The 19,853-nt window shown below is 72.0% G+C and carries 21 protein-coding genes and 1 pseudogene; 11 read left to right on the top strand and 11 right to left on the bottom strand.

The features are described from left to right. Positions 1-193 precede the first annotated feature (193 nt). Positions 194-961, top strand: a complete 768-nt coding sequence (locus KUA19_RS17100) for a helix-turn-helix domain-containing protein (RefSeq protein WP_217397007.1) — start codon at positions 194-196, stop codon at positions 959-961. Here KUA19_RS17100 and KUA19_RS17095 read toward each other — a convergent pair. After that, positions 904-2,580: a DNA repair helicase XPB gene (locus KUA19_RS17095; RefSeq protein ID WP_217397006.1), complete on the bottom strand. Its 1,677-nt coding sequence runs from the start codon at positions 2,578-2,580 to the stop codon at positions 904-906. The genes KUA19_RS17100 and KUA19_RS17095 overlap by 58 nt on opposite strands. Positions 2,581-2,721: 141 nt before the next feature. Here KUA19_RS17095 and KUA19_RS17090 point away from each other — a divergent pair, with 141 nt between their 5' ends. Then, positions 2,722-3,552: a L,D-transpeptidase family protein gene (locus tag KUA19_RS17090; protein ID WP_308167482.1), complete on the top strand. Its 831-nt coding sequence runs from the start codon at positions 2,722-2,724 to the stop codon at positions 3,550-3,552. Positions 3,553-3,765: 213 nt separating this feature from the next. On the opposite strand, the gene KUA19_RS17085 is transcribed toward KUA19_RS17090, so the two are convergent. The 3 genes from KUA19_RS17085 to KUA19_RS17075 all read right to left on the bottom strand — a co-directional run bounded on the left by KUA19_RS17085 (position 3,766) and on the right by KUA19_RS17075 (position 6,719). Beyond that, on the bottom strand, positions 3,766-4,008 hold the full coding sequence (locus KUA19_RS17085) for a hypothetical protein (RefSeq protein ID WP_217397005.1): 243 nt from the start codon (positions 4,006-4,008) through the stop codon (positions 3,766-3,768). 91 nt (positions 4,009-4,099) lie between these two features. Beyond that, entirely contained in the window at positions 4,100-4,294 is a 195-nt protein-coding gene (locus KUA19_RS17080; protein WP_217397004.1) for a hypothetical protein, read from the bottom strand. Between the two features lie 40 nt (positions 4,295-4,334). Continuing rightward, on the bottom strand, positions 4,335-6,719 hold the full coding sequence (locus KUA19_RS17075) for a helicase-associated domain-containing protein (RefSeq protein WP_217397003.1): 2,385 nt from the start codon (positions 6,717-6,719) through the stop codon (positions 4,335-4,337). Positions 6,720-6,946: 227 nt separating this feature from the next. Here KUA19_RS17075 and KUA19_RS43965 point away from each other — a divergent pair, with 227 nt between their 5' ends. Continuing rightward, complete coding sequence (locus KUA19_RS43965) at positions 6,947-7,333, top strand: cold-shock protein (RefSeq protein ID WP_217397002.1); 387 nt, start codon at positions 6,947-6,949, stop codon at positions 7,331-7,333. Position 7,334: 1 nt separating this feature from the next. Here the strand turns inward: KUA19_RS43965 and KUA19_RS17065 are convergent, their stop codons facing one another. Both KUA19_RS17065 and KUA19_RS17060 read right to left on the bottom strand, forming a co-directional pair. After that, on the bottom strand, positions 7,335-8,150 hold the full coding sequence (locus tag KUA19_RS17065) for a 1,4-dihydroxy-6-naphtoate synthase (protein WP_217397001.1): 816 nt from the start codon (positions 8,148-8,150) through the stop codon (positions 7,335-7,337). Next, entirely contained in the window at positions 8,147-8,371 is a 225-nt protein-coding gene (locus tag KUA19_RS17060; RefSeq protein ID WP_217397339.1) for a DUF2530 domain-containing protein, read from the bottom strand. Before KUA19_RS17060 ends, KUA19_RS17065 begins: the two co-directional genes overlap by 4 nt. A 39-nt stretch (positions 8,372-8,410) precedes the next feature. Between KUA19_RS17060 and KUA19_RS42865 the strand changes: the two genes are divergently transcribed. Both KUA19_RS42865 and KUA19_RS42860 read left to right on the top strand, forming a co-directional pair. Next, positions 8,411-9,250, top strand: coding sequence for a hypothetical protein (locus tag KUA19_RS42865; RefSeq protein ID WP_254549590.1), 840 nt, complete (start codon positions 8,411-8,413; stop codon positions 9,248-9,250). Beyond that, positions 9,247-9,891, top strand: coding sequence for a futalosine hydrolase (locus KUA19_RS42860; protein WP_308167481.1), 645 nt, complete (start codon positions 9,247-9,249; stop codon positions 9,889-9,891). The genes KUA19_RS42865 and KUA19_RS42860 overlap by 4 nt, the downstream gene beginning before the upstream one ends. A gap of 93 nt (positions 9,892-9,984) precedes the next feature. On the opposite strand, the gene KUA19_RS17050 is transcribed toward KUA19_RS42860, so the two are convergent. Further along, positions 9,985-10,740, bottom strand: a complete 756-nt coding sequence (locus KUA19_RS17050; protein ID WP_217397000.1) for a DUF3027 domain-containing protein — start codon at positions 10,738-10,740, stop codon at positions 9,985-9,987. Between the two features lie 85 nt (positions 10,741-10,825). Between KUA19_RS17050 and KUA19_RS17045 the strand changes: the two genes are divergently transcribed. The 6 genes from KUA19_RS17045 (at position 10,826) to thpR (ending at position 16,120) form a co-directional block, all read left to right on the top strand. Beyond that, positions 10,826-12,268: an NCS2 family permease gene (locus tag KUA19_RS17045; protein ID WP_254549588.1), complete on the top strand. Its 1,443-nt coding sequence runs from the start codon at positions 10,826-10,828 to the stop codon at positions 12,266-12,268. A 103-nt stretch (positions 12,269-12,371) separates the two neighbouring features. After that, the gene (locus KUA19_RS17040; protein ID WP_372451804.1) at positions 12,372-12,821 is read left to right on the top strand and encodes a MarR family winged helix-turn-helix transcriptional regulator; all 450 of its coding nucleotides are present in this window, start codon (positions 12,372-12,374) and stop codon (positions 12,819-12,821) included. A gap of 81 nt (positions 12,822-12,902) precedes the next feature. Next, positions 12,903-14,192 (top strand): MFS transporter, encoded by a 1,290-nt coding sequence (locus KUA19_RS17035; protein WP_217396998.1) that lies wholly within the window; start codon positions 12,903-12,905, stop codon positions 14,190-14,192. A gap of 13 nt (positions 14,193-14,205) precedes the next feature. Next, complete coding sequence (locus KUA19_RS17030; protein ID WP_217396997.1) at positions 14,206-14,946, top strand: maleylpyruvate isomerase family mycothiol-dependent enzyme; 741 nt, start codon at positions 14,206-14,208, stop codon at positions 14,944-14,946. A gap of 68 nt (positions 14,947-15,014) precedes the next feature. Continuing rightward, positions 15,015-15,569 (top strand): hypothetical protein, encoded by a 555-nt coding sequence (locus KUA19_RS17025; protein WP_217396996.1) that lies wholly within the window; start codon positions 15,015-15,017, stop codon positions 15,567-15,569. Then, entirely contained in the window at positions 15,569-16,120 is a 552-nt protein-coding gene (gene thpR, locus KUA19_RS17020) for an RNA 2',3'-cyclic phosphodiesterase (protein ID WP_217396995.1), read from the top strand. The genes KUA19_RS17025 and thpR overlap by 1 nt, the downstream gene beginning before the upstream one ends. Positions 16,121-16,183: 63 nt before the next feature. Here thpR and KUA19_RS17015 read toward each other — a convergent pair whose 3' ends face one another. The 4 genes and pseudogenes from KUA19_RS17015 to KUA19_RS42855 all read right to left on the bottom strand — a co-directional run. Further along, positions 16,184-17,170: an aldo/keto reductase gene (locus tag KUA19_RS17015; protein WP_217396994.1), complete on the bottom strand. Its 987-nt coding sequence runs from the start codon at positions 17,168-17,170 to the stop codon at positions 16,184-16,186. Between the two features lie 123 nt (positions 17,171-17,293). Next, entirely contained in the window at positions 17,294-18,310 is a 1,017-nt protein-coding gene (gene sepH, locus KUA19_RS17010; RefSeq protein ID WP_217396993.1) for a septation protein SepH, read from the bottom strand. Positions 18,311-18,492: 182 nt separating this feature from the next. Beyond that, positions 18,493-19,581, bottom strand: a complete 1,089-nt coding sequence (locus tag KUA19_RS17005) for an acyltransferase family protein (protein WP_308167480.1) — start codon at positions 19,579-19,581, stop codon at positions 18,493-18,495. 64 nt (positions 19,582-19,645) lie between these two features. Then, a pseudogene (locus KUA19_RS42855) lies at positions 19,646-19,853 on the bottom strand (hypothetical protein); the annotation flags it as partial.

The following is a 19,853-nucleotide window of genomic DNA, read 5'->3' as shown; positions in this document are numbered from 1 at the left end:
CCGTCTGATGGCCGTGAGTATTCGGTGGCGCAACACGGACTTCACGGGCCGCGTTACACGTCATGCGGTGTGGCCACACCGCATGACGTGTAACGCGCTACGCGGACTCCTCGCGCCGGACGGTTGTCCACAGGCTCCGGTTGGTTGTCCACAGGGACTCGAACTGCCGCCGGACCAGCGGCAACATGTAGTGGTGAGCGCGGAGCGGGTCACCTTGGCAGGGCGGCTGGGCCACCTGTTTCGGGTGGAGCGGGAACGGCGCGGGCTCAGCCAGCAGGAGGTCGCCCGTCGAGCCGAGGTGTCGCAGCAGCACGTCTCCAGGCTGGAGGGCGGGCGCGGTCCCGTCAGCTCGGCATACGCGGATCGCGTGTTCGCGGCGCTCGGCCTGCAAATACGGGTGGATGCCGAGGCCGTGGGCAGCCATCTGGATGACGCGATCGGCGGTGCGGCGGCGAATCTGCGGGAGCTGCAGGCGCGGCATGTGCAGGATCTGCACCAGCTGACGGCGTTGGCGCCGAAGGGGCTGCGGTTCGTGCTGGATGGGCCGTGTGCGGCGGTGTTGCAGGGGGCGCCGGTGGCGGCTCGGCACATCGACGTGCTGATGGCGGAGGCCGATGTCGAGATGCTGGCGGCCTGGGTGCTGCGCAGGTCGATGCGCCGTTGGGACGAGCGGACGCGGGAGTTCAGCGGGTACTACGCGGATCCGCGTGATCCCGGGCCGCTGCGGTGGGGTGACGGGATGGTCGAGCTGCGGGCGCGGCTGGTGCCGGAGCTGCCGCGAGCGGTGCTGGTCGAGTTCGACGGCGAGCTGCTGCCGGTGCGGCCGCTGCCCGCCGTCGAATCCGATCATCCCGAGGTGGCCCGGGTGCTGGGCCGCTTGCGTGAGCGGCCCGATCTCGGCGGTCAGGCACCGCCCGGAGGCTCGGGGGAGAGCACGTCGGCGGCGTCGACGATGGTGTAGGCGTAGCCCTGCTCGGCGAGGAAGCGCTGGCGGTGGGCGGCATAGTCGGTGTCGACGGTGTCGCGGGAGACCACCGAGTAGAAGTGCGCCTGACGGCCGTCGGCCTTGGGTCGCAGCACCCGCCCCAGCCGCTGCGCCTCCTCCTGGCGCGAGCCGAACGTGCCCGACACCTGGATCGCCACCGCCGCCTCGGGCAGGTCGATGGAGAAGTTGCCCACCTTGGACAGGATCAGCGTACGCAGGGAGCCGTCGCGGAACGCGTCGAACAGGCGCTCACGCTCCTTGGTGGTGGTGGCCCCGTGCACGATCGGGGTCTCGGTGCCGCGGTCGGTGAGGAACTGCGCGATCTCGTGCAGCTGGTCCAGGTACCCGCCGATGACGAGCACCTGCTCGCCCGCGTGCCGCTCGATCAGCGCCTCGATCACCGGCAGCTTGCTGTGCACGGTCGCGGCGACCCGGTACTTCTCCTCCGGCTCGGCGGTGGCGTACCGCATGCGCTCGGCGTCGGTGAGCGAGACCCGGACCTCGGTGCAGTCGGCGGGGGCGATCCAGCCCTGCGACTCGATGTCCTTCCACGGGGCGTCGTAGCGCTTCGGCCCGATCAGGCTGAACACGTCGCCCTCCTTGCCGTCCTCGCGCACCAGCGTGGCGGTCAGCCCCAGGCGGCGGCGGGCCTGCAGATCGGCGGTGAAGCGGAACATCGGCGCGGGCAGCAGGTGCACCTCGTCGTACACGATCAGGCCCCAGTCGCGGGCCTCGAACACCGACAGGTGCGGGAAGGCGCCCCCGCGTCGCGTCGTGAGCACCTGGTATGTCGCGATGGTGACCGGCCGGATCTCCTTGCGCTCGCCGGAGTACTCGCCGATCTCGTCCTCGGTCAGCGTGGTGCGGGCCAGCAGCTCGCGCCGCCACTGCCGCCCGGCGACGGTGTTGGTGACCAGGATCAGCGTCGTCGCGCTGACCTGAGCCATCGCGGCCGCGCCGACCAGCGTCTTGCCCGCGCCGCAGGGCAGCACCACCACACCCGACCCACCGGCCTGGAAATGCTCCACCGCCTCCCGCTGGTACGACCGCAGGTGCCAGCCGTCCTCGCGCAGCGCGATCGCGTGCGCCTCGCCGTTGACGTACCCGGCCAGGTCCTCGGCGGGCCAGCCCAGCTTGAGCAGCACCTGCTTGAGGTGGCCGCGCTCGGACGGGTGCACCGCGATGGTGTCGGCGTCGAGCTGGTTGCCGAGCATCCCGGCGACCTTCTTCGACTTGGCCACCTCGACCAGCACCGCCCGGTCCAGGCCCCGCAGCACCAGCCCGTGCGCGGGGTCGTTGAGCAGCTGCAACCGGCCGTACCGGTCCATGGTGTCGGCGACGTCCACCAGCAGCGAATGCGGCACCGGGTAACGGGAGAAGCGAAGCAGCGCGTCGACGACGCTCTCGGCGTCGTGCCCGGCCGCGCGGGCATTCCACAGCCCGAGCGGCGTCAGTCGGTAGGTGTGCATGTGCTCCGGCGAGCGTTCCAGCTCCGCGAAGGGGGCGATGGCCATCCGGCACGCGGTGGCGTCCGGGTGGTCCACCTCGAGAAGTAGCGTCTTGTCCGACTGGACGATCAGCGGTCCGTTCGTCATGCTCACCTCGTCTGCGTCGGCGGGACACGGCTCGCGCCGTATCCGATGCAGGTCAACAGTCCAGTCTCCCACGGAGGGCAACCTGCGCCCAGGTGGAGACCGTCTTAGATCCGAGCAGAGCCGACTCTGCGTGGATCGGCCGTGAGCCTCGGGGAGGGCCTGGTGCGTCGAATAGTCGTGAGCGTGCTCGCGATCGCCTGCTTGGTGGGCACCGCCGCATGCGAACCGAAGTCCGCCGCGCCGGACCCGGTGGCGCAGGCGCAGGCGTCCGACCTGCCGCTGCCCGCCGACTCGGCGCAGCCGTCCGCCGAACCGTCGCCCAGCCAGGTGCCGCCACCGCCGTCACCGTCGCCCAAGCCCACCACCAGCCCGAAACCGGCCACGTGCCAGCAGGGCGAGCACCAGCAGGCGGTGGAGCAGGCGCTGGCCAAGCTCGGCGGGTACGGCAAGGTGACCGTGGACGGCAAGCAGTCCCAGGCGGACTGCGACGCCATCAAGAAGTTCCAGAAGCGGTTCGACCTGCGTCCGGTGGACGGCAAGGCCGGTCCGATGACCCGCAACGTCGCCGAGCGCCTGGTCGCCAGCAAGGCGAGCGCCTGCGGCGCGGGCAGCGGCCTGACCGCCTGCGTCGACCTCACCCACCAGACGGTGTGGCTGATGAGCGGCGGAAAGATCGTGTACGGCCCGACCGTGACCCGGACCGGCATGAACGGCTACGCGACCGACACCGGCTCGTTCGCCATCCACGACCGGCAGTTGAAGAACTGGTCGGAGGAGTGGGACGTGTGGCTGCCGTACTGGCAGCGCGTGGTTGGTGGTAGTGGTTTTCACCAGACCACGACCTGGATCCACAACGGTGCGATCGGATCGCACGGCTGCATCAACCTTTTGCCTGTTGACGCGGTCAAGTTCTGGAACACGCTCAAGAACGGAACCGCGGTAAAGATTTTCGGGCGTCGGCCGGGTACCTGATGTCGATTCGGACGGTCGGGTGGAGCTGATCGGTCGTTCGGTTGAATCCGATGCCGACCCGCAACCCCGGACCACCCGGAACGCGTAATCCGAGTGCCGTGCGCGTTCGGGGCGCCTGACGGGGGCGAGCGCAACGTCAGTGGGCCGTGGCCGCGGGGGTGGCTACGGCCCACTCCCTTTTCCCAGCGGCCCGGCTCGCCGTGGCTCGCGACGTCAGCGGCGGGCGCGCCAGGTCGCCCCGGCTATCGACACCACCAGCAGCAGCGCGATGGCGGTGCCGATGGACTCCCCGGCCGCGTCGACGACGTTGCGTCGCAGACCCAGCCAGGCCCAGAAGAACCAGGCCAACAATGCGGCGGACACTCCGCCGACCACGATCACGGCACGGTTCGACACGGCCCGGCTCGATGGGGGCGGCTCGATCTGCTCCCGTACCGCGTCCTGCTCTGTCGTCATCGCGCCCCCTGTCCCTACCCCCCCAGCGTGCCATCCGAAGGACGTTTCGTCCCGGCTTGCCAGGCATTAGGGGGATAGGCGGGTGGCGGCCTCAGCGGATCCGGTGGCGGCGCACCGTGCCGACCACCGAGATCAGCACCAGCAGTCCCAGCGCCGCGCCGGCCGCCTCGCCCGCCGCGTCGCCCGGAGAGGTGCCCATCAGCCCCCAGGACAGCGCGAACCAGCCGCCCGATCCGATCAGGAGCACGGCGAGCAGCAGCAGGCGGGCACGCGCGTCGGGGCTCACGCCCGCGATGGTGCCAAAACCGGGCCATCGCCGGAACGGGTCAATCGGCCGGAGCCGCCGCCGTGATCCGGTGCAGCGCGAACGTGTGCAGCGTCTGGGTCCGGTCGTCCTCGGCGCGCAGATAACCCGCCCCCAGCGAGACCGGCCGGACCAGCCGGGACGCGTTGGCGCCGTGCGCGTCGACGTACCCCACCCAGACCTTGGCCTTGTCCCGCACCGCCTGCTGCAGCACCGCCAGTGCCTGCGAGTGCGCCTGCACCGCGGTCAGGCTAGACATCGGGTACCCCGCGGCGGCCCGCACCTCGGCCGGGGCCCGGCGCGCGGCCCGTGCCCGCGCCTCACCCCGGCGGATCTCCTCGACGATGCCGAGCAGCCGCGGCTCGGTCAGCCCCGGCGCCTCCAGCGGATCCGGCTGCGGCTCCAGCGCCGCGCGCGGCGCCGCCCGGCGGCTCTTCGGCCGGGTCAGCACGGCCGCGCCGGTGGCGTCCTCGGGGACCGGCGCGTATCCGGCGTCGCGCAGCGCCGTCAGCAGCCGCCCCGAACTGAACGGACTGATCAGCACGGTCGGCGCCAGCCGGCGCAATTGCAGCGCCGACAGTCGCCGGTCGGCCAGCACCGCCGACACCAGCCCCTCGTCGTCGCTGCGCAGGTATGCCTGGGCCGCGCCGGTGCGCAGCCCGCCGTGGGTACGCGAAACGTCGTCGATCAGGTAGGTCAGCGCCTGCGGCACCGCCGTCCGCGAGCGCCGCTGGAACAGCGCGTGCAGGTCCGTCCCGGCGTACCCGGCGTCGAGTGCCCGGCGCAGGCTCGCCGCGGTCACCCGGTACACGCTGGCGCCGCCGCCGGACTCGTGCTCGGCGACCAGGTCCAGTTCGGCCGCGAGCGCCGACTCCGGCGGCCCGGGGACGACCACGGTCAGGTCGGCCTGCACCAGCACGTGATCGACCGGGGGCGGCAGCAGCGCGGCCAGCGCGACCACCAGCGGAGTCTGCTCCGGCGGCAGCTCGGCCTCGGGACGCAGCCCGAGCGGGTCGCCGTCGGCGTCGCCGTGCCCCACATCCAGCAGCAGCCTGCCGTACCCGGTCAGCGCACCGGAGCCGGTCACGCCCAGCTCGGCCGCCTCGGACAGGGCCTCGCGATGCAGTTCGGCCCGGCCGCGCAGCCGCCGCGGCGCCTGCCAGCGCAGCCGTTCCAGCAGCTCGTCGGGGCTGGGTGCGGCACCGGGCGGCAACTGGGCGAGCTCCGCCAGCACGGCCCGGCGCGCGGCGGGCATCCCGGCCCGTTCCAGCTGCGGCGACAGCGCCGTCAGCGGCCGGTCCTTCTCGTCGCGGCCGCCGGCCAGGCCGGGCTGGCGCGGCATGGCCAGCCAGGCCCCGGCCAGCACCGCCCAGCGCTGCGCCAGTGGGGTGCCGCGCCACAGGTCGTAGCCCGCGGCGGGTAGGAACACGGTCTCGCTGCCCAGCTCCAGCTCGCCCAGCAGCCCGGCCGCCATCGCGGTCTCCAGCAGCAGCGCCGCCAGCGGTTCGGCGATCCCGGCGGACTTGGCCAGCCGTCGCAGCGGCAGCACGCCCAGCCCGCCGCCGCGCAGCACCGGCGCGGGTTCGTCGTGCAGCGCCTCCAACAGGTCCTCGGTATGGCGCACCGCGCTCATCGCCTGCCCGGCCCCGGCCCGGTCCGCGTTCAACACCGGCCGGGGCGGTCCGGTGACCTCGGGCGGTTCGGGGTGCAGTTGACCCAGCGGCCCGGCGTCGCGGCGCAGCAGCAGGCCAAGCTCGCGGGGCAGCTCGACCGCGTCGTCGCCGGTCGCGACGAGCAGGTGGTGCTCCAGTAGCCAGGCGACGGGCTCGCTGCGGTTGGTGCTGGTGCCCACGGGCGGCCCCTCGGCCAGCCGGTCCAGCACGGCGCGGGCGTTCGGGGGCGCGCTGAGCAGGGTGCGGCGCAGCTTCGCCGGGTCGGCGACCAGTGCCGTCACCGCGCCGCCGGACTCGGTGGTGGTGTCGAGTTCGGCCGCGGGCCGCCCGAGCCCGGCCAGGTACGGCGAGCACACCTCGTCGACGGTGGGGATCAGCCGCAGCGCGTCGTCGGGTCCGTACACGAGAGCCCTGGCCTGGAGCCTGCCGACCGCCTCGGCGACCCGGGCCGGTTCGGGGCCGCCCGTGGGGGCGCACGCCATGGCCACGACCGAGGCCAGCGAGGTGGTGTGCCCGTCGGGGTCCCGGGTCAGCCGCAGCGCGTCCAGGATCTCCAGGGTGAACCGGTCGAGGGTGTCGAGGGTGCGGGCCACCGAGACCCGGGTCTGTGCCCGGGCAGCCAGCACCGTCACGTCGGTGGGGACCGGCGTGATCAGGTCGGGGCGCAGGCGCAGCAGCGCGCCGAGGGCGTCGTCGGACAGCGTGCGCAGGTGGTCGGCGTACTCGGTGGTCATCGTGTCTCCACGCTATCCGGTCGGGGCTGCGCGTGCGGACCGCCGGGGAGAGGTTCCCCTCGCGGGCGTTGACATCGACTAGCCTGACTGTGTCGGTCGAGCCGGGGATTCCAGTTGGGTGCCTGAAGCGCGATCGCTAGCCTTGTCAGCGGGCCACCGTCGGCGTGGTCGGTGTCGGACGTGTCGGGCGGAGCCGCCCGCGGTGCAGAGAAGCAGGTGTTGCAGCAGTGCCTACGGGTCGGGTGAAGTGGTATGACACGGAGAAGGGCTTCGGTTTCCTGACCCGTGACGAGGGCGGGGACGTCTTCGTGCACAAGGCCGCGCTGCCCGGCGGGGTGGCCGACCTGAAGCCGGGCCAGAAAGTCGAGTTCGGCGTCGCCGCCGGTCGCAAGGGGGACCAGGCGCTGCAGGTGAAGCTGATCGACGCCCCGCCGTCGCTGGTGGAGCTGCGCCGGCGCCCCGCCGACGAGCTGAACAACATGATCGAAGACATGATCAAGGTGTTGGAGGGCAAGATCCTGCCCGATCTCAAGCGCGGCCGCTTCCCCGAGAAGAAGAGCGCCCAGAAGATCGCCGAGGCGTTGCACGCGATCGCCCGCGAGCTGGAGGTCTGACCTACAGCGTCACCGCGGGAACGAGGCCGGCCGCCGCCGCCCGGGTCAACAGGGCTCGGGCGGCGGCGTGGCCGGCCTCGCCCAGTTCCTCGGTGAACTCGTTGACGTACAGCTTGATGTGCTGGTCGACGACGTCGGGCTCCATCTCCTGCGCGTGCGCGAGCACGTAGTCGCGGCTGGCCGCCGGGTCGGCCCAGGCCGCCCGCACCGACGCGCGCACCCACTCCGTCGCCGCGCCGGGGTCGACCGCACCGCGTTTGGCCAGGATCGCCCCGAGCGGGATCGGCAGCCCGGTGTCGGACTCCCACCACTCGCCGAGGTCGACCAGGCTGGTCAGGCCGTATCGCGGGTAGGTGAACCGGGCCTCGTGGATGACCAGTCCGGCGTCGAACCGCCCCTGCGCCACCCCGGGCATGATCTCGTGGAACGGCACCACCTCGATGCGCCCCGGCACCTGGCCGCTCTGCTGGGCCCACAGTCGGAACAGCAGGTACGCCGTGGTCCGGTCGCCGGGCACGGCCACCGTCGCCCCGCTGACGTCCGTCCGTCCCGCCGTCAGCAGCAGCGGGCCGCAGCCACGGCCGAGCGCGCCGCCGCAGGGCAGCAGCTCGTAGGAGTCCAGCAGCCACGGCAGCGCCGCGTAGCTCACCTTGACCAGGTCGAACCGCCCGTCCAGGGCGGCGGTGTTGGTGACGTCGACATCGGCGTAGGTCACGTCCAGCGCCGGTGCGCCGGGGACCAGCCCGTGCGCCAGCGCGTGGAACACGAACGTGTCGTTGGGGCAGGGCGAGAAGGCGATGCTGAGCGGCGCGCTCACGAGCGGCGCTCCCGGCGGTGCCGGTCGTGCACGATCATCGTGGCCAGGCCGGGCAGCCCCCAGAGCACCCCCGCCGCGCAGATCCACAGCCAGTGCTCGTGCCCGTTGGCGACGAGCCAGTCCCGGAAGATCAGGAAGACGAGGCCGACCAGCGCGAACGCGCCGATGCCGGCCAGGGCGAAGGGGACGGTCGGCGGGTCCAGCGGTTTGGGTGGTTCCATGGGCACCCCAACAGGGTACGCGCTGGCAGGATATGCACCATGCCCCTGCTGCAAGCACTGCGCCACCTCGCGGACCTGCTGGTCCGGATGATCCGCATGCTCGTCGCCACGGTCAACCGGTCCGTGGTCGGCATCCGGTGGCTCACCCGCACCGCCCTGCGCGTGCGGGCCGTGGGCTCCGGTGGCGATCCGCGCGCCGCCCGCCTGTTCGACCTGCACGCCGTCGCGGTCGCGGCCGACCTGTCCCTGCTGGCCGGGCTGGTCTGGGCGGCCGGGTCGCCGGGCGCCCTCGGCTGGTCCGCCGCGCTGACCGGCAGCCTGGTGCTGGCCGTGCTCGGCGCGGTCCTGGTCAGCCGCGCCCCCGGCCTGGCCCGAGCCGCGATCGGGCTGACCCTGGTCGGCCGCGCCGTCGCCACCCTGCTGGCCGCCCAGTGGGCGGGCGACCTGTGGTTGCTGCTGCTGGTCCTGTTCGCGCTGGTCCTGCCGCAGTGGGCGATGCACCTCACCGCGCTGTGGCGGCTGCTGCCCCGCACCGTGCACCCGCTCGGCGGCCTCTACCGCGCCACCCAGTACGGCCTGATCGCGGGCCTGGCCACCGGAGCCACCGGACTGGTCATCGGGCTCGCGGTGCCCGCCTGGCCGATGTGGGTGGCGGCCCTGCTGCTCAGCGTCGGCGCGCTGCTCGCACTGCGGCTGCCCGCCGACCCTGCCGCCAGGGCGACCGGCCCGGTGCTCAGCGGCGAGGTCGTGTCGGGGCCGCCGAGCGGATCCGACGCCGTGGCGCGGGTGCCGCAACAGGAGGCGCGCACCATCCCCGAGGGCTTCCACGTGTACCGTCCGTCGTCGCTGGACCCGACCGACGAGGGGACGAAGAAGTGACGCTGCTGGTCGTGACCGCGGTGGCGGCCGAGGCGGAGGCGCTGCTGCGCGGGATGCCCGCCGACCATCCGGTGACCGTGACACCGGTCGGGGTCGGCCCGGCGGCGGCCGCCGCGGGCACGGCCCGGCTGCTGGCCCTGGCCGGTTCGCGCTACCGCGCGGTCGTCTCCGCCGGTATCGCGGGCGGCATCGGCGTCGAGCCCGGCGGTATGGTCCTCGGCGCCCGCAGCATCGCCGCCGACCTGGGTGCCCAGGCACCGGAGGCGGACACCGGCTTCATCAGCCTCGACGATCTCGGCTTCGGCACCGCCACCCTGGAGGCGGACAAGGACCTCCTGGCCGCGCTGCGCCGAGTGCTGCCCGACGCCGTCGTCGGCGACGTGCTCACGCTGTCCACGGTCACCGGCACCGCCGAGACCGCACGTGACCTGGTCGCCCGCCATCCGCTGGCGCTGGCCGAGGCGATGGAGGGCTACGGGGTGGCGTGCGCCGCCGAGCAGGCCGGGGTGCCGTTCGCGGAGCTGCGTACCATCTCCAACCCGGTCGGCCCGCGCGACCGCGCCTCCTGGCGCATCGGCGACGCCCTGTCCGCCCTCACCGCCGCCGCCCCGCACCTGGCCGCCCTGGCGGGCAGCTGGTGACCGCCTAGATCATTCGAGTTGCCGGGCAGGCGGGCGTATCTTGACCGGTCTTTCCCCCGATTGCCGGGCAACTCGAGCGATCCTGGGGTCGGGCTATACCTCTTCGACGCCGCCGTCGTCGTAGATGGTGGGCGGGGCGGGGATGACGGTCTCGTCGATGAGGACCTCGGAGTGGCCGCCGCAGCCGTGGTCGAGCGAGACGATCCGACCGTCGTCGGGGGCGTACACGTTGGCGCAGGCGCCGAAGACGCGCCCCAGCGAACCGGCCAGCGGCGCGTAGAACGCGCACGACACGCAGCGGGCGGTGCGCGGGGCCGCCACGGAGATGGGCGCGTCGGGGCCGTTCTCGCCGTCGTACCAGCGCTGGGCCGCTTCTTCGCGACCCAGCGGGGACAGGACGCGGGGGCGGCCCAGGCCCAGCTCCCAGGCGACCTCGTCCACGGCCGGGTCGCCGTTGAGCAGGTAGCCGGGGGTCAGCCGCTCGTCGTCCTCCGGAGTGGGCAGCAGATCGCCCACGCCCAGGTCACCGGGGTGCAGCCGCTCGTGCCAGGGCACCCAGCCGGGGGCCAGCAGCGCGTCGCCGCCGGGCAGCAGGACCGTCTCGCAGATGGTCACATGCTTGCTGCGCGGGGCGCGGGTGACGGTGACCGCCCACTGCCAGCCCCGGTATCCGGGCAGGTCGCAGGCGAAGTAGTGGGTCACCACACGGTCGCCTTCGGCGACCGCGTGCAGATGCTCGCCGACATGACCGGCGTCATCGGTGATCGCGGCACGAGCCGTGTCGACGGCCTCGGCGCATACCTGGTCGACTTTCGGGGCACGGGTGGCGGTCCTGGTCACATTCCCCATTCTTCCTCATCGCTGATTCGAGGTTTAGTGGACCCGGGGCCGGAACCGATACACAACCGGTCGTCGATCTGGGACGATGCGGCCCATGAGCACAGCAGGCACTGGCGCGGTCGGTGGGCTCGACCGCTTCTTCGAAATCTCCGCCCGCGGGTCGACGATGTCCCGCGAGGTACGTGGTGGTCTGGCCACCTTCTTCACGATGGCCTACATCGTGGTTCTCAACCCGCTGATCCTCGGCGGCGGGGTCGACAGCACCGGGGCGAAGCTGCCCATGGCGGCGCTGGCGGCCGGTACGGCGCTGATGGCGGGTCTGCTGACCATCCTGATGGGCGTGTGGGGCCGGTTCCCGCTCGCGCTGGCGGCCGGTCTCGGCGTGAACGCCCTCGTCGCGTACGAGATCGCACCGAAGATGACCTGGGCCGACGCGATGGGCCTCGTCGTCATCGAGGGTGTGATCATCGGCATCCTGGTGCTGACCGGCCTGCGTACGGCGGTCTTCCACAGCGTGCCGATGCAGCTGAAGACCGCCATCGGTGTCGGTATCGGCCTGTTCCTGGCGATCATCGGATTCGTCGACGCCGGGTTCGTCCGCGCGACCGGCACCGGCTCGCCGCCGATCGGCATGGGCATCAACGGCGTGATCGTCACCTGGCCGGGGCTGGTGTTCGTGGTGGGCCTGCTGGTCACCGCGGTGCTGGTGGCGCGCAAGGTGAAGGGCGCGATCCTGATCGGCATCGTCGGCTCGACCATCCTGGCGATCATCGTGGAGGCGGTCGCCAAGGTCGGCCCGTCGTTCGTCGACGGCAAGCCCAACCCGGCGGGTTGGAGCCTGAACGTGCCGGTGGTGCCGTCCAAGTGGGTCGGTGTGCCGGACCTGTCGCTGCTGGGCCACTTCAACGTGCTCGGCGGCTGGAAGACGGCCGGCCCGATCGTCGCGGCGATGTTCGTGTTCACCCTGCTGCTGACCGACTTCTTCGACACCATGGGGACGATGGTCGCGGTGGCGCAGGAGGGCGGCATGCTCCAGGAGGACGGGACGGTGCCCCGGACCCGGGAGATCCTGCTGGTCGACTCGATCGCGGCGGCGGCGGGCGGCGTGGCGAGCACGTCGAGCAACACCTCGTACATCGAGAGCGCGGCTGGGGTCGCCGAGGGGGCGCGGACGGGCTTCGCGAACCTGGTCACGGGCGGCCTGTTCCTGCTGGCGATGTTCCTGGCGCCGCTGGTGACGGTGGTGCCGTTCGAGGCGGCGTCGACGGCGCTGGTCATCGTGGGCTTCCTGATGATGACCTCGGTCCGCAACATCGACTGGACGGACTACGAGATCGGCATTCCGGCCTTCCTGACCATCGTGATCATGCCGTTCACGTACTCGATCTCGAACGGCATCGGCGCCGGCGTGATCACGTACGTGCTGATCAAGCTCGCGAAGGGCAAGGCCCGGGACGTGCACCCGATCCTTTGGGCGGTGGCCGTGCTGTTCGTGGTCTACTTCCTGCGCGGCGTGCTGGAGAAGATGATCTTCTAGGTGGCGCGTTTCGAGGCCGTACGGAGCGCTGTGACGGCGGTGACAGCGCTCCTTCCTGGGAAAACCATTTCGTTAGCCAGGCTTATTAGCTAGGCTATGGATCGTGACGGAGCAGGTGGTGATGGTGGCGCAAGCCTCTCCCGAGGAGCTGACGGAGCGGCTCCGCGATGCCATCACCCGGCTCAACCGGCGACTGCGCCAGGAGCGGCCGCTCGGCGATCTCACCGTTACCCAGCTTTCCGCGCTCACCAGCCTGCGGATCGGCGGCGCACTCACCCCCCGTGAGCTGTCCGAGGCCGAGCGGGTGCAGCCGCCCACGATGACCAAGATCGTGGCGAAGCTGGAGGACCGCGGTCTGATCAGCCGAGCCCCACACCCCACCGACGGGCGGCAGGTTCTGCTGTCGCTGAGCCCGGAGGGGATCGCGGTGCTCGACCGCTACCAGCGCGTACGGGACGAGTGGCTGGCCCACCGGCTGGCCGGGCTCGCCCCGGACGAACGCACCACCGTGGAGCGTGCCGCCCAACTGCTGGAGCGGCTGGCCCGGGAGTGAGCGCGGGTCCCCGCCCGCACCGCGCCGAGCAGCCTGATCCGTCCCAACCGGATGGCTGCTATCCAAGGAGGCGCAACCTGCGTGCGGGCGAGAATGAGCACCACCTTCCGTTCCCTGAGGGTCCGTAACTACCGGCTGTTCGCCGGCGGCCAGCTGATCAAGCTGATCGGTGTCTGGATGATGTACGTCGCCCAGGACTGGCTGGTCCTGGAGCTGACCGACAACTCGCCGACCGCCCTCGGGTTGGTCACCGCGCTGCAGTTCGTCCCGGTCATGCTGCTCACGCTGTACGCGGGCACGCTGGCCGACCGCTTCGACAAGCGGACCCTGCTCATGATCTCCAATGGGGCGTGGGCGGTGCTCGCCGTCATGCAGGCCGTGCTCATCGCCACCGGCGCCATCCGGTACTGGCACATCCTGATCTTCGCGGGCCTGCTCGGCATCGCCCAGGCCATCGAGACCCCCGTCCGCCAGGCCTTCGTCTCCGAACTGGTCGGCAAGGACCTGCTGCCCAACGCCCTGTCGCTGTCGGCGGCGACGTTCCAGACCGCCCGCATCACCGGCCCGGCCCTGGCCGGTGTCGCCATCGCCGCGCTGGGCACCGGCCCGGTGTTCCTGATCAGCACGGTGATGGCGATCGCACCGGTGTTCATGCAGTGGCAGATGCGCCCCGCCGAGCTGATCCGGCCCGAGCTGCCCCCGCGCGACGAGAAGGCGCGCGTCACCGACGGGCTCAAGTACGTACGCAACCGCCACGACCTGGTGCTGCCGATGGCGATGATGTTCGTGATCGCCATGTTCGGCTACAACTTCCAGCTCACCCTCGCGCTGCTGGCCAAGACCGTCTTCGCCACCGGCGCGGCGACGTTCGGCCTGTTCAACACCGCGCTGGCCGTCGGCTCGCTGGCCGGCGCGCTCGCGGGCACCGCCCGCAAGGGCCGCCCCTCGGTGTATGTGCTGCTCGCGGCGGCCGTCGCGTTCGGGGTGCTGGCCGTGGCGGTGGGCTTCGCGCCATACCGGTGGCTGGTGCTCGCGCTGCTGGTGCCGACCGGCTTCAGCACCGTGTTCCTGGCCCAGGCCGCCAACCAGCGGGTGCAGCTGGGCGTCGACGGTGCGTTCCGGGGCCGGGTGATGGCCCTCTACGTGCTCATCTTCCTGGGTACGGCGCCCGTCGGCTCCATGGTCATCAGCTGGGTCGTGGAGCGCTTCGGCGCCGCCGCGGGCATCTGGCTCGGCGGGGCGGTCTCCCTGCTGGCCGCCGTGGTCTGCCTGGTCTGGCAGCTCAGGCACGCCGGGGACCGGCTGTCCATCCAGGTCCGGCCCAGCCCCCGGGTGTGCGTCGTGCACGCCGACAATGTCGTGACCGTGTGATCGAATCCCACCCATGGACTACCTGAACGCGCTACGGACCGATTTCGACCGGCTGGCGGAGGTCAGCGTGACCGGCCCCGCCGACGCCAGGGTTCCGACCTGCCCGGACTGGACCCTGACCGACCTCGACCACCACGTCGCGGGGGTCTACCTGCACAAGGTGGCCGGCATGCGCGACGGCGCCCAGCCGCCGGACTGGTCGGTGGACCTGTCCGGCGAGGACCGGGTGGCGGCACTGCGCCGCGCGTACGCCGAGCTGACCGCGCAGTTCGACGCCCGTGCCCCCGAATCGCCCGCCGCCACCTGGTATGCCCCGGACCAGACCGTCGGGTTCTGGCTGCGGCGCATGGCGCAGGAGACGGTCATCCACCGCATCGACGCCGAGCTGGCCGCGGGCGTGCCGTCGCGTCCCGTTCCGGACGAACTGGCCCTGGACGGCATCGACGAGCTGCTGCGCATGTTCCTCCAGTACGGCAGCACGGCCTGGCACGAGTACTTCGCGCAGGCGCTCGCGGCGGTGGACGGCGGCTCGGTCGCGATCGAGTCCGGCGACCGCCGTTGGCTGGTCACCCCCACCCCGGCCGAGGTGCTGATCACCGAGGGGGACGGCCCGGCCGCCGCGACCGTGCGCGGTGCGCCCGATCCGGTGCTGCGCTGGGCGTGGCGACGTGGCGACGACGCGGAGTTGGCCGTCACCGGCGAGACCGAGCGGGTGGCTCGGCTGCGTGACCTGCTGGGAATGGCGACGGGCTGATCGCTCTTGGGACGTGCGTACGGTTTTCGGTGGCGGGTGGGGAAGGGTTGGGCATAGTGTCATTGAACGTGGCTACCGACAGCGCACTGCCGATCACCCTGGGGGTGATGGCGCTCGCCGGCATGCCCGCCGCGATCGCCGCTGTGATCTGCGCCGACGACATGGTGATCCAGGCGCGGCACCGCGCGGAGAAGGTCCGTGAGGCCTGGCACGAGCAGCGCACCCTGGACCGGCTGGAGCGGGCCTTCGCCCCGGCGCCGCCGGCTGGCCCGCCGTGGACCAACGCGGCCCGCGTCGCCACCGTCGCGCTGGGGGCCGCCCGCGAGACCATGGTCCAGTTCGCCGCGCAGCGGCTCAGCGCCGTCGGCCTGGCCCCGGCCTGGCTGCCCGAACCCGCCCCGGTCGCGATCGGGACCGCGCCGGTGCCGTTCGAGCAGATCGTGGCCGCCCTGCGGGAACTGCCCCGCGCCGACGTCGCCTACGACCAGGCGCTGCGTGACGCGTGCCTGTGCCTCGGCATCGACGAGCACCTGGCCGACGTGGCCGGGCTCGACCTGCAGATCGAGCGGGTACGGGTCGAGGGCGCGCTGATCGCCGCAGGAGTAGTGCTCACGGAGTCCTGATGCGCCTGTTCGTGGCTGTCTTTCCGCCGCCGCCGGCCCTGGCCCACCTTTCGGACCTGGTCGACCGGCTCTCGGTGAGCCGGGCCCACGCGCGGGTCAGCCCACCCGAACGCTGGCACCTGACCCTCGCCTTCCTCGGCGAGGTCCCCGACGACGCCGCCGAATCCGCGACCGCCGCGCTCAACGCGGTGACCGGCACCTGCGGGGAACTGTCCGTGCGCGGCGGCGGCAAGTTCGGCCATGGCCGCTCCACGGTGCTGTGGGCAGGGCTGGCCGGCGACGTGGACGGCCTGGTCCGGCTCGGCCGCGAGGTGCGTCGGGAACTGCGCGCCCGCCGCCTGCACCCCGACGACAAGCGCTTCCAGCCGCACCTGACCCTGGCTCGCCCCGGCGACCGCCTACCCGCCCCGGCCCTGCACGCCGACCTCGCCGCCCTGAGCGACTACCACGGCCCGAGCTGGGCGGTGCGTGAACTGGTGCTGGTCCGCAGCGAACTGGGGCCGAAGCCGTCGTACCACCCGCTCAGCGCATCGGCGCTACGCACCGAGTAAGGAAGGGGGCCCCTCTTATCGGATTCCGATGTAGAAGGGCCCCTTCTTGACGACGAGGGTGGGTTACCAGGCCCAGGCTTCGGGGCCGGGGCCGCCCTTGCCGACGGGCGGGAACAGTTCGTCGAGACGGGTCAGGGTGTCGTCGTCCAGCTTGAGGGTGAGCGCGTTGAGGGAGTTGTCGAGCTGCTCGATCGTGCGCGGACCGATGATCGGGGCGGTCACGCCCGGCCGCGACAGCAGCCAGGCCAGCGCCACGTCGGCCGGGTCGGCGCCGATCGACTCGCACAGCTTCTCGTACGCCTCGATGGTGCTCCGGTGCTCGGCCAGCCCCTCGGCGGAGCGGCCCTCGGCGACCCGGCCGCCGGAGCCGTCCTTGAGTTTGCGGATCGCGCCGCTGAGCAGCCCGCCGTGCAGCGGCGACCACGGGATGATCCCCAGGCCGTAGTGCTGGGCCGCCGGGACGACCTCCAGCTCCACGTGCCGCGTCATGAGGTTGTAGATGGACTGCTCGGCGACGAGGCCGAGGAAGTTGCGGTGCGTGGCCGCCTGCTGCGCGGCCGCGATGTGCCAGCCCGCGAAGTTGGACGAGCCGACGTAGAGGACCTTGCCCGCGGCGACGAGGGTCTCCATCGCCTGCCAGATCTCCTCCCACGGCGTCTTCCGGTCGACGTGGTGCATCTGGTAGAGGTCGATCCAGTCGGTCTGCAGGCGACGCAGCGAGGCGTCGGCGGCCCGGATGATGTGCCGGGCGGACAGGCCCTGGTCGTTGGGCCACTCGCCCATCTTGCCGTACACCTTGGTGGCCAGCACGACCTTGTCGCGGCGGCCCCCGCCCTGCGCGAACCAGCGGCCGATGATGTTCTCGGTGATGCCTTCGCCGATCTTCCAGCCGTACACGTCGGCGGTGTCGAAGAAGTTGAGCTCGTGCTCCAGGGCCCGGTCCATGATGGCGAAGCTGTCCGCCTCGGTGGTCTTCGGACCGAAGTTCATGGTGCCCAGGCAGAGCCTGCTGACGGTCAGGCCGGTGCGACCCAGTGTGGTGAACTCCATGAGTCCCCACCCTATCCCCGGCGCGGGGTGGGGTGGCAGCCATGATCGCGAGCTGCGGTCAGCGGGCGCCGCTACCGCCGGCCCGCTGACCGAAAACGACAGTCACACCCCACCCGCGGGGGGTCAGTTCTCCCGGGCGGCAGGGGCGCCGCCGAAGAGGACGTCGTCCCAGCTCGGGAGGCGCTTGCGCGGCTTGTCGCCGGTGGCGGTGCCGGTCGCGTCGGTGGGAGCCTGGCGCCGGGGGCGCAGCACGGCCAGCGACGGGACGGCCGGCACCTCCTTGGGCGCGTCCGGGTCCTCGTCGAAGGCGCTGCCCGCACCGCCGATGGTGGCGGCGGCGGGGCGCTGGCGCGGGGTCTCCGAGGGCACGTCGAGGCCCCGGCCCGGGCCGGAGCCCAGCGGCCGGTCCATCGCGGCGACCAGCGCGTCGCGACCGGCCCGGATCGGGTCCCGGCTGGGACGCCGCGTCGCGTCGGTGGCGGCGGGCAGCCCGTGCCCACTGCGGCTCGGCGGCGGCGTCTGGCCCGCGTTCGGGTCCTGGCCCAGGATCTGGGTAGGACGCTCGGCACACAGGTACTGCGCCATGTCGTCGTGCGGGGAGACCTGCTGCCGGTTGCGGTCGAGCTCCCAGATGGCCTGCGCGGTGGCCTTGCCCGAGGGCCAGGTCGCCACGACGCGCCAGGTGCCGTCCTCGCGCCGGTACGCGTCCCAGGAGATCTTCTCGGTGTCGATGCCGTGCTGGGCCAGCCGACCGTCGACGACGTCGGCCAGGGTCGCGCCCTTGTCCGAGCTCTTCAGTCGGGTGCGGCGCGCGTGCTGGGCCAGCATGGCCCGCTCCTGCAGCACCGGTCCGGCGTAGCGCAGCACCCGGTCGACCGGGACGCCCGCGACCCGGGCCACGTCGTCGGCGGACTCGCCCGCGCGGATGCGCGACTGGATGTCGCGCGGCGACAGCACCGGGTTGGCATCGAACGGCACCGCCGCGATGGTCATCGTGTGCGGCCCGCCCGCGCCCCGGTCGGGGTGCGTGGCCGTCGTGACGCGATCGTCGATGGGCAGCGCGAGTAGACGGCCCACCTCGTCCGCGAGGACGAGCGCCTGGCCGTCTTCGGAGAGGGCGACGAACCGTACGGGTCGCATCGCTATCCTCCGTCCCCTGTGCCTGTCGATACCGGGGCTACCGGGGGGAGCTCCCGGCCGCGGTATGACGTTCTCACCCGACACCGTACGCGGTGAGGGCGCGCCTGCGCACCCGCCACGCCGAGTGTGGCGACACGCTCACGTTCAAGAGTCGGAATGTGTCCACCCCGGACCGGTGCTGATCAGGCGTTGCGCGCGGCGGTCAGCGAGGCGTCGAGCCCGCGCTTGAGTCGGCGGCCCAGCGGCCGTTCGACGTACCGGTTGATGAGCCAGGCGGTGCCCAGCATCAGCGCGATCACCGCGCCCAGCAACAGCCAGGCGGGCACGTGCTCGTGCAGACCGCGGATGAGGGTCTGCCCGATGGCCTGGTGGATGAGGTAGAGCGGGTAGGTCAGCGCACCCGCGGTGAGCAGCCACCGTCCGCGCACCCGCTCGAACGCGCCCAGCGCCACCGCGATCATGATGCCCCAGAACACGGTGACCACGGCGGCGACAGGCCACCAGTTGAGGTGCAGCACCACCACGCCGTCGTACTTCTCCAGGCGGTACAGCGCGATCAGCCAGTTCACCCCGACCAGGCCCCACAGCAGCAGGGTGGCACCGAAGCGATGGATCAGGAACAGCGCGGTGCCCGCCACGAAGTAGGGGGCGAAGTTGGGCACGATCAGGTTGTCCAGCCAGCCCTCGTGCCAGGAGGTGGAGAAGGCGGCCACGATCGTCCACACGGCGCAGAAGTAGACGACGCGGCGGTAGGTGACGCCGAGCCATACGACGATCGCGAAGAGCAGGTAGAACCGCAGCTCGGCGCCGAGCGACCAGTACGACCAATCCTGGTCGATGACGCCCAACCCGCTCTGCATCATGGTCAGGTTGGCCAGCGCCTGCGGCACCGAGACCGATTCGCGCAGCACCGGCCACAGCATCAGGACCGCTGTGGTGAGGATCACCCCGAACCAGTACGCCGGGAACAGGCGCACGATCCGCGATTCCGCGAACTTCCCGAGGCTGCGGCCCCAGCTGCTCATGCAGATGACGAATCCGGAGATGAGGAAGAACAGGTTCACCCCGAGCCAGCCGTACTTGGCCAGCGAGGCGAGCAGGCCGAAGTGTTCCTCCGGCCGGACGCCCCACGGGCCGCGCACGAGGTGGTGCGCCACCACCATCAGCGCCGCGACCAGTCGCAACCCGTCGAGCACGAGCAGTCGTGACGGGGCCGGGGTGGTCGCCGGCGGGTCGGCGGGGGTATCGGTCGCGGCCGCCTGCTCAGGCACGGCTTCGACACCGATGTCCTGTCTCGTCGCAGCCCTTATCGCCACCAGTGCCCCCGCTCCGGTCTCATCGGTCGGTGCTACCCACATCCGCGGTGGGGCACACCCAGTCCGGGCAGCCTAGCTGAAAGACATCCCAGGAGCTTGAATGCGACCAGGCGGTCGCCTCGTCGTAGGCTGCGCCGGTTTTGAGGCATCCGTGCAGGATGCCGACGAGCCGGTTCGCCAGCTGGCGCAGCGCGGCGTTGTAGCTGGCGCCGCGGGCGCGTTGCCGG

Origin of the sequence: Catellatospora tritici (assembly GCF_019083965.1) — a bacterium.
In the GTDB taxonomy this organism is placed as follows: domain Bacteria; phylum Actinomycetota; class Actinomycetes; order Mycobacteriales; family Micromonosporaceae; genus Catellatospora; species Catellatospora tritici.
Note: the sequence above shows the minus strand (reverse complement) of the source record. Positions and strands in the feature narration are given on the sequence as shown.

Excerpts from the sequence above, each read along its gene's own strand:
- KUA19_RS17075 (WP_217397003.1), bottom strand. The coding sequence starts at position 6,719 with ATGACCACCGAGTACGCCGACCACCTGCGCACGCTGTCCGACGACGCC.
- thpR (WP_217396995.1), top strand. The coding sequence starts at position 15,569 with ATGCGCCTGTTCGTGGCTGTCTTTCCGCCGCCGCCGGCCCTGGCCCAC.
- KUA19_RS17030 (WP_217396997.1), top strand. The coding sequence starts at position 14,206 with ATGGACTACCTGAACGCGCTACGGACCGATTTCGACCGGCTGGCGGAG.
- KUA19_RS17050 (WP_217397000.1), bottom strand. The coding sequence starts at position 10,740 with ATGGGGAATGTGACCAGGACCGCCACCCGTGCCCCGAAAGTCGACCAG.
- KUA19_RS42865 (WP_254549590.1), top strand. The coding sequence starts at position 8,411 with ATGCCCCTGCTGCAAGCACTGCGCCACCTCGCGGACCTGCTGGTCCGG.
- KUA19_RS17085 (WP_217397005.1), bottom strand. The coding sequence starts at position 4,008 with ATGACGACAGAGCAGGACGCGGTACGGGAGCAGATCGAGCCGCCCCCA.
- sepH (WP_217396993.1), bottom strand. The coding sequence starts at position 18,310 with ATGCGACCCGTACGGTTCGTCGCCCTCTCCGAAGACGGCCAGGCGCTC.
- KUA19_RS17015 (WP_217396994.1), bottom strand. The coding sequence starts at position 17,170 with ATGGAGTTCACCACACTGGGTCGCACCGGCCTGACCGTCAGCAGGCTC.
- KUA19_RS17060 (WP_217397339.1), bottom strand. The coding sequence starts at position 8,371 with ATGGAACCACCCAAACCGCTGGACCCGCCGACCGTCCCCTTCGCCCTG.
- KUA19_RS17095 (WP_217397006.1), bottom strand. The coding sequence starts at position 2,580 with ATGACGAACGGACCGCTGATCGTCCAGTCGGACAAGACGCTACTTCTC.
- KUA19_RS17045 (WP_254549588.1), top strand. The coding sequence starts at position 10,826 with ATGAGCACAGCAGGCACTGGCGCGGTCGGTGGGCTCGACCGCTTCTTC.